The organism is Micromonospora sp. NBC_01405, from assembly GCF_045040155.1.
Classification (GTDB): domain Bacteria; phylum Actinomycetota; class Actinomycetes; order Mycobacteriales; family Micromonosporaceae; genus Micromonospora.
On record NZ_CP109532.1, the window covers coordinates 4,117,752 to 4,132,358 of the forward strand.

Annotated in this window: 11 protein-coding genes; 5 read left to right on the plus strand and 6 right to left on the minus strand. The window is 73.7% G+C overall.

The window, feature by feature from the left end; translation table 11 throughout:
- The first annotated feature begins 50 nt into the window (after positions 1 to 50).
- Both OG559_RS17930 and OG559_RS17935 read left to right on the plus strand, forming a co-directional pair.
- Complete coding sequence (locus OG559_RS17930; RefSeq protein ID WP_350886162.1) at positions 51 to 257, plus strand: hypothetical protein; 207 nt, start codon at positions 51 to 53, stop codon at positions 255 to 257.
- A gap of 132 nt (positions 258 to 389) precedes the next feature.
- A complete protein-coding gene (locus OG559_RS17935) occupies positions 390 to 1,970 on the plus strand; it encodes an ATP-dependent DNA ligase (RefSeq protein ID WP_405105229.1) in 1,581 nt (526 codons plus the stop codon).
- Between the two features lie 70 nt (positions 1,971 to 2,040).
- Here the strand turns inward: OG559_RS17935 and OG559_RS17940 are convergent, their stop codons facing one another.
- The 3 genes from OG559_RS17940 to OG559_RS17950 form a co-directional block, all read right to left on the minus strand.
- Complete coding sequence (locus OG559_RS17940; protein WP_405105231.1) at positions 2,041 to 2,961, minus strand: hypothetical protein; 921 nt, start codon at positions 2,959 to 2,961, stop codon at positions 2,041 to 2,043.
- A gap of 184 nt (positions 2,962 to 3,145) precedes the next feature.
- Positions 3,146 to 3,925, minus strand: coding sequence for an SURF1 family protein (locus tag OG559_RS17945; RefSeq protein ID WP_405116750.1), 780 nt, complete (start codon positions 3,923 to 3,925; stop codon positions 3,146 to 3,148).
- Between the two features lie 145 nt (positions 3,926 to 4,070).
- A complete protein-coding gene (locus tag OG559_RS17950) occupies positions 4,071 to 6,203 on the minus strand; it encodes a transglycosylase domain-containing protein (RefSeq protein ID WP_405105233.1) in 2,133 nt (710 codons plus the stop codon).
- A 133-nt stretch (positions 6,204 to 6,336) separates the two neighbouring features.
- On the opposite strand from OG559_RS17950, the gene cobC reads away from it, so the two are divergent.
- The 3 genes from cobC to cobA are packed head-to-tail and all read left to right on the plus strand — an operon-like array spanning position 6,337 to position 9,751.
- A complete protein-coding gene (cobC, locus tag OG559_RS17955) occupies positions 6,337 to 7,419 on the plus strand; it encodes an Rv2231c family pyridoxal phosphate-dependent protein CobC (protein WP_405105235.1) in 1,083 nt (360 codons plus the stop codon).
- Positions 7,419 to 8,516 carry a nicotinate-nucleotide--dimethylbenzimidazole phosphoribosyltransferase gene (gene cobT / locus OG559_RS17960; RefSeq protein WP_405116753.1) on the plus strand — a complete coding sequence of 366 codons (1,098 nt, stop codon included), beginning with the start codon at positions 7,419 to 7,421 and terminating at the stop codon, positions 8,514 to 8,516. The genes cobC and cobT overlap by 1 nt, the downstream gene beginning before the upstream one ends.
- Positions 8,513 to 9,751 carry a uroporphyrinogen-III C-methyltransferase gene (cobA, locus tag OG559_RS17965; protein WP_405105237.1) on the plus strand — a complete coding sequence of 413 codons (1,239 nt, stop codon included), beginning with the start codon at positions 8,513 to 8,515 and terminating at the stop codon, positions 9,749 to 9,751. The genes cobT and cobA overlap by 4 nt, the downstream gene beginning before the upstream one ends.
- A gap of 49 nt (positions 9,752 to 9,800) precedes the next feature.
- Here cobA and OG559_RS17970 read toward each other — a convergent pair whose 3' ends face one another.
- The 3 genes from OG559_RS17970 to OG559_RS17980 all read right to left on the minus strand — a co-directional run bounded on the left by OG559_RS17970 (position 9,801) and on the right by OG559_RS17980 (position 14,558).
- Complete coding sequence (locus OG559_RS17970; protein WP_405105239.1) at positions 9,801 to 10,355, minus strand: M23 family metallopeptidase; 555 nt, start codon at positions 10,353 to 10,355, stop codon at positions 9,801 to 9,803.
- A 199-nt stretch (positions 10,356 to 10,554) separates the two neighbouring features.
- Positions 10,555 to 13,131, minus strand: a complete 2,577-nt coding sequence (gene otsB / locus OG559_RS17975; RefSeq protein ID WP_405105241.1) for a trehalose-phosphatase — start codon at positions 13,129 to 13,131, stop codon at positions 10,555 to 10,557.
- Positions 13,132 to 13,157: 26 nt separating this feature from the next.
- Positions 13,158 to 14,558 (minus strand): trehalose-6-phosphate synthase, encoded by a 1,401-nt coding sequence (locus tag OG559_RS17980; protein WP_350886175.1) that lies wholly within the window; start codon positions 14,556 to 14,558, stop codon positions 13,158 to 13,160.
- Between the last annotated feature and the right edge of the window lie 49 nt (positions 14,559 to 14,607).

The window sequence follows — 14,607 nt, forward strand, 5'->3', positions numbered from 1 at the left end:
GGCGGGCGTTTTCGGCGTGTCGGGAGCTGGCCTGTTATAGCGTTTCGAACATGAGTACGAACGAGGTGATGGCCCGGCTTGAGGCCGCCGTCAGCGCTCTGGGGGACATCGACGTCTCCGCGTGGCCCGAGGACACGCTCAAGGAACGGATCGGTGATCTCTCCACCGCCCTGGTAGCGCTCGACGCGGTGCTCTCCCGGGTCGCCGACGAGGTGCGCGCCCGCGGCCTGCGCATCGAGGAGCCCGTTCCGGCCTGATCAAGGTCGTCGCCGGGCTGGTCTGGGGGGAGTGGCCCGGCGTCGGGGGGCGGCTGGGCGGCCGGAAGCGGCAACTTCCGGCCTCCGCCGCGTATCCCCAGCGGTGTCGGGGGTGGCTGGCAGGATGGGAGCGTGCGGTTCCTCGACCTGGCGGCCACCTCCGCCGCCGTGGGTGCCACCAGCGGCCGGCGGGCCAAGGTGGAGTTGCTCGCCGCCGCCCTGAAGGCGCTCGACCCGGCCGAGGTTCCGGCCGGGGCGGGCTGGCTCGCCGGCGAGCTGCGACAACGCCAGACCGGTGTCGGCTGGGCCAGCCTGCGCGACCTGCCTCCGCCGGCCGCCGAGCCGACCCTGACCGTCGTCGCGGTCGACGTCGCGGTCGACGAGATCGCGGCGGTGCGCGGCCCCGGCTCCCAGGCCCGGCGCCGGGCGTTGCTCGACGCACTCTTCGCCGCGGCCACCGCCGACGAGCAGCGCATGCTGCGCGGGTTGTTCAGCGGCGAGCTGCGCCAGGGCGCCCAGGCCGGGCTGCTCGCCGACGCGGTCGCCCGGGCCGCCGACGTGCCGATCGGCGCCGTCCGCCGGGCCCTGCTGCTCGCTGGTGACCTGCGCGCGGTCGCGGTGGCCGCCCTGCGCGGCGGTGCCGTCGCGCTGGCCGACTTCGGGCTCCAGGTCGGCCGCCCGCTCGCCCCGATGCTGGCGCAGAGCGCCCCCTCTGTCGACGAGGCGCTGACCGCGACCGGTATCCCCGCCGTGGTCGATGTGAAGCTCGACGGCATCCGCATCCAGGTGCACCGCGCCGGCTCCGACATCGCCGTCTTCACCCGGAGCCTGGACGAGATCACCGCCCGGGTGCCCGAGGTGGTCGCCGCCGTCCGGGCGTTACCCGCCCGGCAGTTGGTGCTCGACGGCGAGGCGATCGGGCTGGACGCCACCGGCCGGCCGCTGCCGTTCCAACAGACGTCCGGCCGGGCCGCCCGCCGCACCACGCCGAGCAACACCGGCCCCGCCCCGGTCGCACCGGTGGTCCTCGCCGCCGCGGGGACCACCGGCGAGGCGGTGCTGACGCCGTACTTCTTCGACCTGCTGCACCTCGACGGGGAGGACCTGGTCGACCGGCCCGGCCGGGAGCGGTGGGCGGCGCTGGCCGGGGCCGTCGACCCGACGTTGCTGGTCGGGCGGGTGGAGGTCGACGGCCCGGAGCCGGCCGGGGCGGCCTTCGCCGCCGCCCTGGACGCCGGCCAGGAGGGGGTGGTGGTCAAGTCCCTCGACGCACCCTACGACGCCGGGCGGCGCGGCGCGGCCTGGGTGAAGGTGAAACCCCGGCACACCCTCGACCTGGTGGTGCTCGCGGTGGAGTGGGGCAGCGGCCGGCGCAGCGGGTGGCTGTCGAACCTGCACCTCGGCGCGCGGGACCCGGGCAGCGGCGAGTTCGTCATGCTCGGCAAGACGTTCAAAGGGCTCACCGACGAGGTGCTGCGCTGGCAGACCGAGCGGTTCCTCGCCCTCGCCGTGGAGCGGGGCGACTGGGTGGTCCGGGTCCGCCCCGAGCAGGTCGTGGAAATCGCCTTCGACGGTGTGCAGGCCAGCTCCCGCTACCCGGGCGGGATGGCGCTGCGCTTCGCCCGCGTGGTCCGCTACCGCAGCGACAAGACCGCCGCCGAGGCGGACACGATCGACTCGGTCCGGGCCATCCACGCCGGCCGCCGCACCTGACCGGCCCGGGGCCACCCCGGCGACAGGGCACTGTCGGGCGACGGGGGCCCCGGGGCGGCGGCGTCGGGGTTCAGCGCATCGACAGGGACCGGGCGTAGTTGACCTGGTTGTTGACGTGCATGACCTGACCCTGGTCGGTGACGGGGATGCGGGCCACGTACTGCCGGGGCCCGCTGGTGACCGTGACCTGCACGGTGCCGTGGTGCCGGGTCTCCTTGATCAGCAGGAAGAGCAGGCTGAAGATGGTGAGGCAGAAGAACCCGAGGACGGCGCAGACGATCGCCCAGGGGGCGATCTTCTCCTCCTTCTGCCAGTAGTCGGCGACGTGCCACTGCGCCCCGGCCAGGGGCAGCACGCCGGCGGGCGTACGGATCTCCGGCGGCGTGACCATGATCTCGCCGATCTGCACCGCCACGGCGGACGGCGTCACGTACTGCGGACCGCCCGGGGCCGCGGTCGGCAGCGCCATCACGGGCGGGTGCGGCCCGGGCCGCACGGCGACCGGCGGCGCGGAGTAGGGGTCTGGCGGTGCGGAGTACGGGCTCGGCGGCGCGGAGTACGGGCTCGGTGGTGCCGAGTACTGAGCCGGCGGTGCCGAGTACAGGTCCGGCGGTGCCGAGTACTGAGCCGGCGGAGTGGAGTACGGGTCCGGCGGTGCCGAGTACTGAGCCGGCGGAGTGGAGTACGGGTCCGGCGGTGCCGAGTACTGAGCCGGCGGAGTGGAGTACGGGTCCGGCAGCGCGGAGTGCGGGGCTGCCGGGACCTGGTCGCCCGACGCGGCGGGGAACGGTCGGGTGGCGGGCAGCGCGGCGGGCGGGGCAGCGGCGAACGGGTCGGCCGCGGCCGGGAACCCTGCCGGCGGGGTCGAGTACGTCGTCGACCGGGGCGTGACCGCCCAGGGATCGGTCGACGGGTGTGCCGTCATCGGCTCCGGCGGGTGTCCCGGGGGCGACGGCTCCGGGTGCGGCGGTGGCGTGGGATCAGGGGTCACCGTGACCCCCCACGGGAGTTGATCACCCGCGGACACTACAACGTTCCGCCGGGTCGCGGGTCCGCCGACCGTCCGGTAGCTGGTCGGACATCACTCCGGATCGTCGACATCGCGTCGTCCCGCGCTCGTGAGCCGGCGATGTCGACGACACCGAGTCGATCACGGCGGACCGCTCCCGCAGGTGTCAGGCCGGGGCGGTGGGCGTCGTGGGCGTGGGCTCGGCGGCTCGGTCGAGCGGCTTGCCCGGTTCGTCCAGCCCGGCCATCCGGCGGGCCTCCCGCCGGGCCACCCAGCCGTAGCCGAAGAGCGTCATGGCGGCGAACAGCCACCACTGCACCACGTACCCGAGGTTCTGCCAGTTGTTGGTGTGCCCGATCGGCACCGCCCGGAACAGCGGGTCGGCGGCCGGCGTCTGCTCGTCCAGCAGGACGTACGCGCCGTGCACCGGGTACGGCAGCTTGCCGGCCAGCCGGGGGACGGCGATCCGGCGGGTCTCCAGCCGGCCCTCGCGCCGGTCGACGGCCCCGCCGCCGCTCTCGGTCGGGTGCACCCGGCCCACCACGGTCACCTCGCCCTGGGGCACCGGCGGAAGCTGCGGCTGGGCCAGGGCCCCGCCGGGCGCAGGCGGCACCCAGCCCTGGTCGACGAGCACGGCCGTGCCGTCGGCGAGGACCAGCGGGGTGACCACCTCGAAGCCGACCCGGTTGTCGACCGTCCGGCCGCGCACCAGCACGATGTTCGCAGTGTCGTACCGCCCGGTCGCGGTGACCCTGGTCCAGGTGGCCTCGTCGGCGGGGGCCGGGCCGGCGGTGCCGGCGCCCCCGCTCGGCGCGGGCACGGCGTCCCGCAGCGGCGCCGGGGTCATCCGCTCGCCGGCGTCGATCCGCTCGTTGATCACCGTCCGGCCCTCGTACCGGTCCATCTGCCAGTTGCCGAGCATCACCATCACGGCCGCAGCGACCATGGTCAGTGCGAGGATGCCCAGCCAGCGTGGCGTCAGGAGGAACCGGTACACGCGTTGAGGCTACCCGTATGACGGCCACCACTGGTCCGCGGCAGCCCACCACGGCCCGGCAGTCCACCCGGGCGTGGCCCGCCGGCCCGCTGGGTCAGCCGACTATTGCGTCGGAGGGTGGGGTGAACTGGCGGGTGGGCTGGCCCTTGAGGGCGTCGCGGAGGGTCTGGGCGACCGCGTTGACCGGGATCTGGGACTGGCCGTCGCCCACCGCGTTGAACGGGTTGTCCGGGTCGGCGATGAAGCTCGCCGCCGCCAGTTCCGGGGTGTATCCGACGAACCAGGCCGCCCGGGTGCTGTCCGTGGTGCCCGTCTTGCCGGCCACCGGCCGCCCCACGGTGCCCCGCACGCTGTCCGCCGTCGACCAGCCCCCGCAGCCGCCCTTCGCCGGGGTGTCCCCGGTCGGGCAGCGGGCGGCGTCGGTGGCGGCTCGGGCGGCGTCCGCGTTGACCACCTGTCGGCAGCGCGGCTTGGCGACCTCCCGCGTGATCCCGCCGACCGTGGTGTACGTCGTCGGGTTGCCGTCCCGGTTGCTGATCGACTGCACCGGCATCGACTCGCAGTACCGGCCGTCGGCGGCGATCGCGGCGTAGGCGTTCGACATCTCCAGCGGCGTGGCGTCGGAGACGCCCAGGGTGAACGCGCCCCACTTCTTCACCTTGCCGGGTGACGCCTGCTCCCGGTCGACGTCGGTGCGCCAGCGCAGCCCGAGCTGCTCGGCGAGCCGGACCGCCGCGTCCGCCCCGACCTTCTCCTCCAGTTGGACGAAGTACGTGTTCACCGACTTGCCGAAGCCGGACCACATGGTCTGCCGACCGGTCATCGCGCCGCTGGCGTTGGACGGCGCCCAGCCGTCGTAGATCGCCGACTGGTACCTGTATGGCGAGTCGTACGCGGTGGACAGCGGCATGCCGGCGTTGAGCGCGGCCAGCATCGGGAACATCTTGAAGGTCGACCCGGCCTGGTACCCGGGCAGGTCGCCGCCGCCGAGCAGCGGGGCCACCGTGTTCGGGTAGTTCGCCTTCACCTTCGGGCCGGCCTCCGGGTTCGAGCTGAGCCCGTTCTCGCTGACGTCCAGCGAGTAGTTCCGGTTCACCGCCATCGCCTTCACCCGCCCGGTCCCCGGCTCGGCGAGCACGATGCCGTTGGCGAACGGGCTGCCGGTGCTGTCCTTGGCCCCGACGTTGTTCTCGGCCGCCTCCTGCATCTTCGGGTCGATGCTGAGCACGATCCGGTAGCCGCCCCGGCGCAGCTTGTCCATCCGTTCCAGCCGGTTCTCGCCGAACGCCGGCTGCGCGCTCCACCAGTTCTTGAGGTAGTCGCAGGCGAAGCCCCAGCTGTTGTACTTCTCGGGCAGCGAGGCGCAGTCGTTCGGCGGGTCGGTCAGCTGTAGCCGGATCGGCTCGGCCTTCGCCGCGGTGGTGGCGTCCGGCGAGAGGTATCCGAGCTGGGTCATCCGGTCGAGCACGTAGTTGCGCCGCCCGGTGGCGTCCTTCTGGTCGGAGGTGACGGGGTCGTACTCCGACGGGGACTTGACCAGTCCGGCGAGGGTGGCCGCCTCGGCCTGGGTGAGGGTGGCCGGCGTCTTGGAGAAGAAGATCTGCGCGGCGGCGTAGATGCCGTACGCCCGGTGGCCGAAGTACGCGGAGTTCAGGTAGCGCTCCAGGATCTCCTCCTTGCTCAGCTCCTTCTCCACGTCCAGGGCCATCCGCATCTCCTTGACCTTGCGCAGGCTGGTCTGCTGGGTGGCCTCCTGGACCTCCTTCGGGGTCCGGGCGCTGTCGCGCAGGGCCATCCGGACGAACTGCATGGTCAGGGTCGACGCGCCCTGGGACACCCCGCCGGAGCGGGAGTTGGCCACGAAGGCCCGGGCCACGCCCTTCGGGTCGACGCCGTGATGCTGGTAGAAGCGGCTGTCCTCGGCGGCCACGATGGCCTGCTGGATGTTCGGGGACATGTCCGACAGCTTGGTGTAGCGCCGGTACTCCTCGTAGAACATCGTCAGCACGGTTCTGCCGTCGGGCGCGTACAGGTAGGAGGTCTCGGCGGGCAGCGCGGTGCGCAGGATGTCCGTCTTCTGTTCCACGGCGTGCGCGGTGGCCTTGGCGCCGAGCCCGGTGACGGCGGCCAGCGGGTAGAGGGCCCCGGCGATCACGATGCCCGCGATCAGCCCGGCACGCAGGAGAGGGACGAGACGACCAGCGCCAGCAAGGGGTCGGTTGCTCACAGGGTCAAGCTATGACATTTCCGATTCAGAAATGAGAAGAACTCATAAACCGGAAGCCGGGTCGGCGGGTGGTGACGCGGCCCACCCCGGGATGCGCTGTCCCGAACGGCGGCTTCCCGGCAGGATCGCGGACATGCGTGCTCAGCCGGCTTCGACGACCCCCACCCGGGATGAGCCGGACCTCGGCCACCACGGGGACGCCGAGGTCGGCGACGGCCTGGTCGACCTGGCGGTCAACGTGCGGCGGGCCCCGATGCCGGACTGGCTGGCCGAGCCGATCACCGCCGCGCTGGGCGACCTGGCCGCGTACCCGGACAACCGGGTGGCGCGCGCGGCCGTCGCCGGCCGGCACGGGCGTCCCCCGGAGGAGGTACTGCTCACCGCCGGGGCGGCCGAGGGGTTCGTGCTGCTCGCCAGGGCCCTGACCGGGGTGCGCCGGCCGGTGGTCGTGCACCCCCAGTTCACCGAGCCGGAGGCCGCGCTGCGGGCCGCCGGGCACGACGTCGAGCGGGTGCTGCTCGATCCGGCCGAGGGCTTCCGGCTCGACCCTGCCCGGGTGCCGGACGACGCCGACCTCGTCATGATCGGCAACCCGACCAACCCGACCTCCGTGCTGCACCCGGCCGCCGAGCTCGCCGCGCTGGCCCGTCCCGGCCGCGTCCTCGTCGTCGACGAGGCGTTCGCCGACACCACCGCCGCCCCCGACGTGCCGGGGGAGCCGGAGTCCCTGGCCGCCCGCCGGGACCTGCCCGGCCTGGTCGTGGTGCGCAGCCTCACCAAGACCTGGGGGCTCGCCGGGCTGCGGATCGGCTACCTGCTCGGCGACGCCGCCCTGCTGGCCCGGCTGGCCGCGGCGCAGCCGCTCTGGGCGGTCTCCACCCCGGCGCTCGCCGCCGCCACCGCCTGCGCGTCCCCGGCCGCCGTCGCGGCCGAGCGCGCGATCGCCGCCGGGCTGGCCGCCGACCGCGACCACCTGGCCGCCCGCCTGTCGGCCCTGCCCGGGGTACGCGTCGCGGGCCGCCCGGCCAGCGCGTTCGTGCTGGTCCACCTGCCCGGCGCGGCCGAGGTGCGGCAGCGCCTGCGCGAGCGCGGCTGGGCGGTACGCCGGGGCGACACCTTCCCCGGCCTCGGCCCCGACTGGCTGCGGGTGGCCGTGCGCGACCGGGCCACCATCGACGCGTTCACCGAGGTACTGGCGGAGATCCTGGAGGCATGATGCTCGAGTCCACGATCGCGGCGATCCGGCCGCTCAACGAGCCGGCGATGGTCGCCGCCGGGGAGCTGCACGGCCGGCTGACCAAGCCGGCCGGCTCGCTCGGTGCCCTGGAGGAACTCTCCGTCCGGCTCGCCGGCCTGGCCGCCGCCTGCCCCCCGCCGCTGCCCGAGCCGGCCGCCGTGGCGATCTTCGCGGGCGACCACGGTGTGCACGCCCAGGGGGTGACCCCCTGGCCGCAGGAGGTCACCGCGCAGATGATCGGCAACTTCCTGGCCGGCGGGGCGGTGGTCAACGCGTTCGCCCGGCAGGCCGGCGCCTCGGTCACCGTGATCGACGTCGGCGTCGCCACCCCGCTGCCGCCCGCCCCGTCGGACGGTGCCGCGACCTCCCGCGGCGGGGTGAACTCCGCCGAGCCCCGGCTCGTGGCGGCGAACGTGCGGCGCGGCACCCGGGATCTCGCCGTGACCGCCGCCCTCACCCGCGACGAGGCCCGCGCCGCCGTGGAGACCGGCATCCGGATCGCCCGCGAGCTGATCGACGCCGGTGCGGGCATCCTGCTCACCGGGGACATGGGCATCGGCAACACCACCCCGGCCGCCGCGTTGGTCGCCGCGTTCACCGGCGTCGACCCGGCCGAGGTGACCGGCCGGGGCACCGGGGTGGACGACCCGACGTACGCCCGGAAGATCGACGTGGTCCGGGCGGCGCTGACCCGGCACGCCCCCGATCCGGCCGACCCGCTCGGCGTGCTCGCCGCCGTCGGCGGCCTGGAGCACGCCGCCCTGGCCGGGCTGATCCTCGGTGCCGCCGCCCGCCGGGTGCCGGTGCTGCTCGACGGGGTGATCGCGGTCAGCGCCGCGCTCGCCGCCGCCGCGTTCGCCCCGGACGCGGTGGGCGCGATGGTCGCCGGGCACCGCTCGGCCGAGCCGGGCGCCACGGCCGCGCTGCGCCACCTCGGGCTCGATCCGCTGATCGACCTCGGGCTGCGCCTCGGCGAGGGCACCGGCGCGCTGCTCGCCCTGCCGGTGGTCACCGGCGCGGTCCGGGTGCTGCACGAGGTGGCCACCTTCGACTCTGCCGGGGTGGCCGAGAAGTGAGCAGCCCGTACCCGCTCGGGCTGCGGCTGGCCGGCCGGCGGGTGGTCGTGGTGGGCGGGGGAGCGGTGGCCACCCGGCGGGTGCCGGCGCTGCTCGACGCGGGCGCGGACGTCCTGCTGGTCTCGCCGGAGCTGACCCCGGCCCTGCGCGCCCACGTCGACGCCGGCCGGCTGCGCTGGGAGCCGCGCCGCTTCGCCCCCGGCGACCTGGACGGCGCCTGGCTGGTCCAGACCGCCATCGACGACCGGGCCGCCGCGGCGGCGGTCAGCGACGCCGCAGCCGAGCGCCGGATCTTCTGCGTCCGCGCCGACGACCGGGCCGCCGCCACCGCCTGGACCCCCGCCGTCACCCGGCACGGCCCGGTCACCGTCGCCGTCCTCGGCGGCGGCGACCCCCGCCGGGCCATGTCGGTCCGCGACGCCGTCCGCGCCCTGCTGAGTGCGGGGAAGGGCACGGATTCGGTAGGGCAGCGGTCCCCCGTCGACACCCCCGGAGGGCGGGAGCCGACCGTCGGCCGGGTGGCGCTGGTCGGGGCCGGGCCGGGCGACCGGGAGCTGATCACCGTAAAGGGGTGGCGGCTGCTCACCGAGGCCGACGTGGTGGTCGCCGACCGGCTGGTGCCCGGGCTGCTCCTGGACGAGCTGCGCGCGGGCGTCGAGCTGGTGGACGCCTCGAAGATCCCGTACGGGCCGTCCCGGGCCCAGGAGGAGATCAACCGCATCCTCGTCGACCGGGCGCTGGCCGGCGCGTTCGTGGTCCGGCTCAAGGGCGGCGACCCGTACGTCTTCGGTCGGGGCGGCGAGGAGTTGCTGGCCTGCGCGGCGGCCGGGGTGCCGGTGACCGTGGTTCCCGGGGTGACCAGCGCGATCGCCGCCCCGGCAGCGGCCGGCATCCCGGTCACCCACCGCGCGGTGGCGCACGAGTTCACCGTGGTCTCCGGGCACGTCGCGCCCGACTCGCCGGCCTCCCTGGTGCGCTGGGACGCCCTCGCCGGGCTGCGCGGCACGCTGGTGATCCTGATGGGCCTGAAGAACCTGGCCGCGATCACCGAGACCCTCCTCGCCCACGGCCGGCCCGCGCAGACCCCGGCCGCCGTGGTGCAGGAGGGGACGACCGGCGGGCAGCGGGTGCTCCGGTCGACGCTCGGCGCGGTGGCCGCCGACGTGGTCGCCGAAGGGCTCCGGCCGCCGGCCGTGGTGCTCGTCGGCGACGTGGTGGGGACGCTCGACGGCTGAACCCCTCGGCAGGGGCTGACCCGCCGGCGGGTCAGCCCCTCGGTGGTGGTCAGGCGCGGCTGTTGACGCTCACCGGCCAGGAGCCGGTGGGCGGCGACCAGCCCTGGAGTGTGGCGGGGAGGCCCACCCGGGTGTTGCAGTTGATGACCTGGAAGTGCAGGTGCGCCCCGGTGGCGTTGCCGGTGGCGCCCGACGAGCCGATGATCCGGCCCTGCGGGACCCAGTCGCCGGTGTTGTAAATCGCCTGGTTCAGGTGGATGTAGTGGGAGCACTGGCCGTTCGAGTGCCGGATCATCACCTCGATGCCGTTGCCCGGGTACACCGACCAGTCCGAGATGAGGATGGTGCCGGCCTGCGCGGCGGAGACCTCGTAGTTCGCCGGGAGCCCGAAGTCCCAGGCGTACTCGTTGTAGGGGCCGACGTGCGAATAGGTGCCCTCCGGCCCCTGGGTCACCCGGTAGGACTCACCCGCCGGGTAGGGCAGCTCGTAGTAGTAGTTCGCGGCCGAGGCCGGCGTGGGTCCGACCACCACGACCCCGCCGACCACCAGCACGGCGCTCAGCGCCGCGCCGACCCCACGTAGGGCCTTCATCACCCTGTTCACCAGCGCATCTCCGTCCTGGTAACCGACAAGAATTCGACCTCGTCGATTTCGACGCCGCCGCTCGCAGTCAAACAGGGCAAGTGATGTATGTAAATGAATCCTGTGGTGCTGCTGGGGTGGGGGCAGGGATCGGTAGGGGTTACCCCGCACACGCGACGGCGGCCGGAGACGTGGGTCTCCGGCCGCCGTCGCGGTCAGGTCACTGCTTGAGCATGTTGTCCAGCAGCAGAGCGCAGCGGATCAGGCCGAGGTGGCTGTAGGCCTGCGGGTGGTTGCCCAGCCCGCGCTCGGCCAGCGGGTCGTACTGCTCGGGGAGCAGCCCCGTCGGGCCTGCCGTGTCGACCATCTGGGTGAACAGCTCCTCCGCGTCGGTGCGCCGGCCGGTGCGCAGGTACGCCTCGATCAGCCACGCCGTGCAGATGTGGAAGCCGCCCTCGCGCCCCGGCAGGCCGTCGTCCCAGTGGTACCGGTAGACGACCGGGCCGCTGCGCAGGTCCGCCTCGATCTTGAGCACGGTGGACAGGAAGCGCGGGTCGTCGCCCGGGAGCAGCCCGGACAGGCCGATCCACAGGGACGAGGCGTCCATGTCCTCGTCGCCGTACGCGACGCTGTACGCCTCCACGTCGGCGTGCCAGCCGTGCTCCAGCACGTTGGCGCCGATCCGGTCGCGCAGGTCCACCCACTCCGCCCGGTCCTCGCCGCCGTGCTGGCGCACCACGTGCAGCGCCCGGTCGACGGTCATCCAGCACATCACCTTGGAGAAGATGTGGTGCCGTGGAGGGAGGCGGGCCTCCCAGATGCCGTGGTCGGGCTCGTGCCAGCGGCGGCGGACCGCCTCGACCATGTTCTCCAGCACCCGCCACTCGTCCTCGCGGACCGAGCCTCGGGCGTCGGCGACGGCGGCGATCAGGTCGGCGATCGGGCCGAACACGTCGAGCTGGAGCTGGTGGTTGGCGAGGTTGCCGACCCGGACCGGCCGGGAGCCGGCGTACCCGGGCAGGGTGTCGATCACGGCCTCGGCGCCCAGCTCGTACCCGTCGACCGTGTAGAGCGGGTGCAGCCGCTCGGGGTGGCCGCCGGTGCGCTCGATGCAGCCGTCCACCCAGCGCAGCAGCGCCTCGGCCTCCTCCAGGGAGCCGAGGTCCACCAGCGCCCGCGCGGTCATCGACGCGTCGCGCAGCCAGCAGTACCGGTAGTCCCAGTTCCGGACGCCGCCCAGCTCCTCGGGCAGCGAGGTGGTCGCCGCGGCGAGGATCGAGCCGGTCGCCTCGTGGCAGAGCCCGCGCAGGGTCAGCGCGCTGCGGGCGACCAGGTCCCGGGCGGTGGTGGGTAGCCGCAGCGAGGCCACCCAGTCCTTCCACGGCTGCTCGGCCGCGGCCTGCCGCTCGTGGACCGGCAGCCGGTGGTGCTCCAGGCTGTGCGTGGCGAAGCGCAGCTCCAGCACGACCTGCCCGCCGGCGGCGGAGAGATCGACGACGGCCTTGGCCGTCTCGTACCCGCCGTCGTTGCTGACCTCCCACTGCACCCCGGGGGAGTAGAGCGCGACCGGCTCGTTGGAGCCGAGCACCAGCAGGCCGTCGCCGACCGGCTGGAGCTGCGTGGCCACCTGGCCGAACTCGGGCCGGGGGGCGAACTCCACCCGGACCCGCCCGGAGCCGGTGAGCACCCGGACCAGGGTCGAGTCGCCGGTGACGACCGCCGGGCCGTCCGGGGTGGTCTCCCTGGCCGGCTTGTCCAGCCAGTCGGTGACCGTGAGGCCCGACCAGCGGGTCTCCACGGTCATCGTGCCGGAGCGGTAGCGCTGGCCGAGGGGGATGCCGCCGCGCTCGGGGGAGACGCTGAAGTGCCCGGCGGGGCTGCCGCCGACCAGGTCGGCGAAGATCGCCGCCGAGTCGGGCTTGGGGTGGCAGAGCCAGCTGACCTTGGCGTCGGGGGTGAGCAGCGCGACGGTACGCCCGTTGGCGAGCATCGAGTGCCGCTCGATCGGCACGGCCCGCTCGCCGAAGAGCCAGTGCCGCCGGGTCTCCAGCAGCAGGCCGAGCGCGCGGGCGGCCTCGATCGGCTCGGCGACCCGGTAGTCGGCCTTCGTCTCCCCGATACCGATCTTGATGCCCATGTCGGGCCCGTGCAGGTTGCCGAAGGCGTTCTCATCGGTGACGTCGTCGCCGATGAACAGCACCGCGCTGGCCGAGAGTTGGGTGCGGAGCTGGTCGACGGCGGTGCCCTTGTGGGTCGCCACCACGGACAGCTCGATGACCTCCTTGCCCTGGGTGACGGTGACGCCGTCCCAGGTGGCGGGGCCCTTGCGGACGGCCTCGACGGCGGCGGCGGCCACCCGCGGGTCGAGCCCGCGGGTGTGCACCGCGACGCTGGCCGGCTTGCGCTCCAGCCGGATCCCGGGGTGGGCGCTGGCGATCTCACGCAGCGTGTCGCGCAGCCGGGTGCGCACGGCGACCAGCTCGGGGGAGAGCCGCTCGACGAAGCCGATGTCGAACTCGGAGCCGTGGCTGCCGACGAGGTGCACCTCGCTGGGCAGCCGGGACAGCGCGGCCAGGTCGCGCAGCGCCCGGCCGGAGACCACCGCGACGGTGGTCTGCGGCAGGGCGGCGAGCGCCCGGACGGCGGCGACGGACTCGGGCAGTGGCACGGCCTTGCTCGGGTCCTCCACGATCGGCGCGAGGGTGCCGTCGTAGTCGCAGGCGACCAGGAGCTGGGGGACCCTGGCTATCCGGCCGATTGCGGCCCTAAGCGCCGGATCCAGCACTTCCGCGGCCACGGCCGCTCCGTCGTGGACGGACGTGTTCACGCAGCCTCCGAATCAGGCACACCGAGCTCGGTGAGGAACGACTTCGCCCAGTGCCCCACGTCGTGGGTACGCAGGTGCCGCTGCATGACACGCATGCGTCGGCGGGCCTCGGGCTTCTCCACGTGCACGGCCTTGAGCAACGCGTCCTTGACCGCGTCGGGGTCGTGCGGGTTACACAAAAACGCCTGGCGCAGCTCGGTGGCGGCGCCGGCGAACTCACTGAGCACGAGCGCGCCGCCCTGGTCGGCGCGCGATGCGACGTACTCCTTAGCCACCAGATTCATTCCGTCTCGAAGGGGGGTCACCATCATCACGTCGGCGGCCACATACATGGCCGCCAGTTCACTGCGACTGTACGACTGGTGCAGGTAATGCACCGCAGGCACGCCGACCCTGCCAAATTCGCCATTAATTCGGCCAACTTCACGTTCGACCTTGACTCGTAGCGCCTGGTAGTGCTCCACCCGCTCGCGGCTCGGGGTGGCGACCTGCACCATAACCGCCTCCGGAACTGTCAACTTTCCGTCAGCAAGAAGTTCGCGGAAGGCCTTGAGTCGGAGCTCGATGCCCTTCGTGTAGTCCAGACGGTCGACTCCCAGGATGATCGTCTTCGGGTTGCCCAACTCCTCGCGGATCTGCTTGGCCCGGGCCTGGATCGCCGGGTCCTCCGCCAGCCGCTCCATCTCCTTCGTCTCGATGGAGATGGGGAAGGCGCCCGCCTTCACCTGTCGGCCGTCGACCTGGATCATCTGCCCCTCGTAGCGCAGCCCGAGCAGGTGCCGGGCCAGCCGGACGAAGTTCTGCGCGGCCAGCCGCTGCTGGAAGCCGACCAGGTCCGCCCCGAGCAGCCCGCGCAGGATCTCGGCGCGGAACGGCATCTGCATGAACAGCTCGATCGGCGGGAACGGGATGTGCAGGAAGAAGCCGATCCGCAGGTCGGGGCGCAGCTCGCGGAGCATCGCCGGCACCAGCTGGAGCTGGTAGTCCTGCACCCAGACCGTCGCGCCCTCGGCCGCGACCTCCGCCGCGGCCTCCGCGAACCGCGCGTTGACCAGCCGGTACGCCTCGCGCCAGCGGCGCTTGTACGCCGGGGTCTCCACCGCGTCGTGGTAGAGCGGCCAGATCGTCGCGTTCGACTGGCCCTCGTAGTAGCGTTCGAGCTCGTCGGCGCTCAGTGGCACCGGGTGCAGCCGGATCCCCTCCAGGTCGAACGGCTCCGGGGCGGCGCCCGTGCCGCCGGCCCAGCCCACCCACGTGCCCTGGTGCTCCGCGAGGACGGGGTGCAACGCGGTGACCAGACCGCCGGGGCTGCGGCGCCACTGCCGCCCCTCCGGGGTGTTCACCTCGTCGACCGGTAGTCGATTCGCTACTACGACAAAGGAACTGCGGACGGTCACGTTCGGCCACCTCCGGGTGCTGGCGGGTCCACCGCGATGAGCGTACTGA

Bases quoted from the DNA above. Each gene is read 5' to 3' on its own strand.
- OG559_RS17930 (WP_350886162.1), top strand. From the start codon at position 51: ATGAGTACGAACGAGGTGATGGCCCGGCTTGAGGCCGCCGTCAGCGCT.
- OG559_RS17945 (WP_405116750.1), bottom strand. From the start codon at position 3,925: ATGGTCGCTGCGGCCGTGATGGTGATGCTCGGCAACTGGCAGATGGAC.
- cobC (WP_405105235.1), top strand. From the start codon at position 6,337: ATGCGTGCTCAGCCGGCTTCGACGACCCCCACCCGGGATGAGCCGGAC.
- cobT (WP_405116753.1), top strand. From the start codon at position 7,419: ATGCTCGAGTCCACGATCGCGGCGATCCGGCCGCTCAACGAGCCGGCG.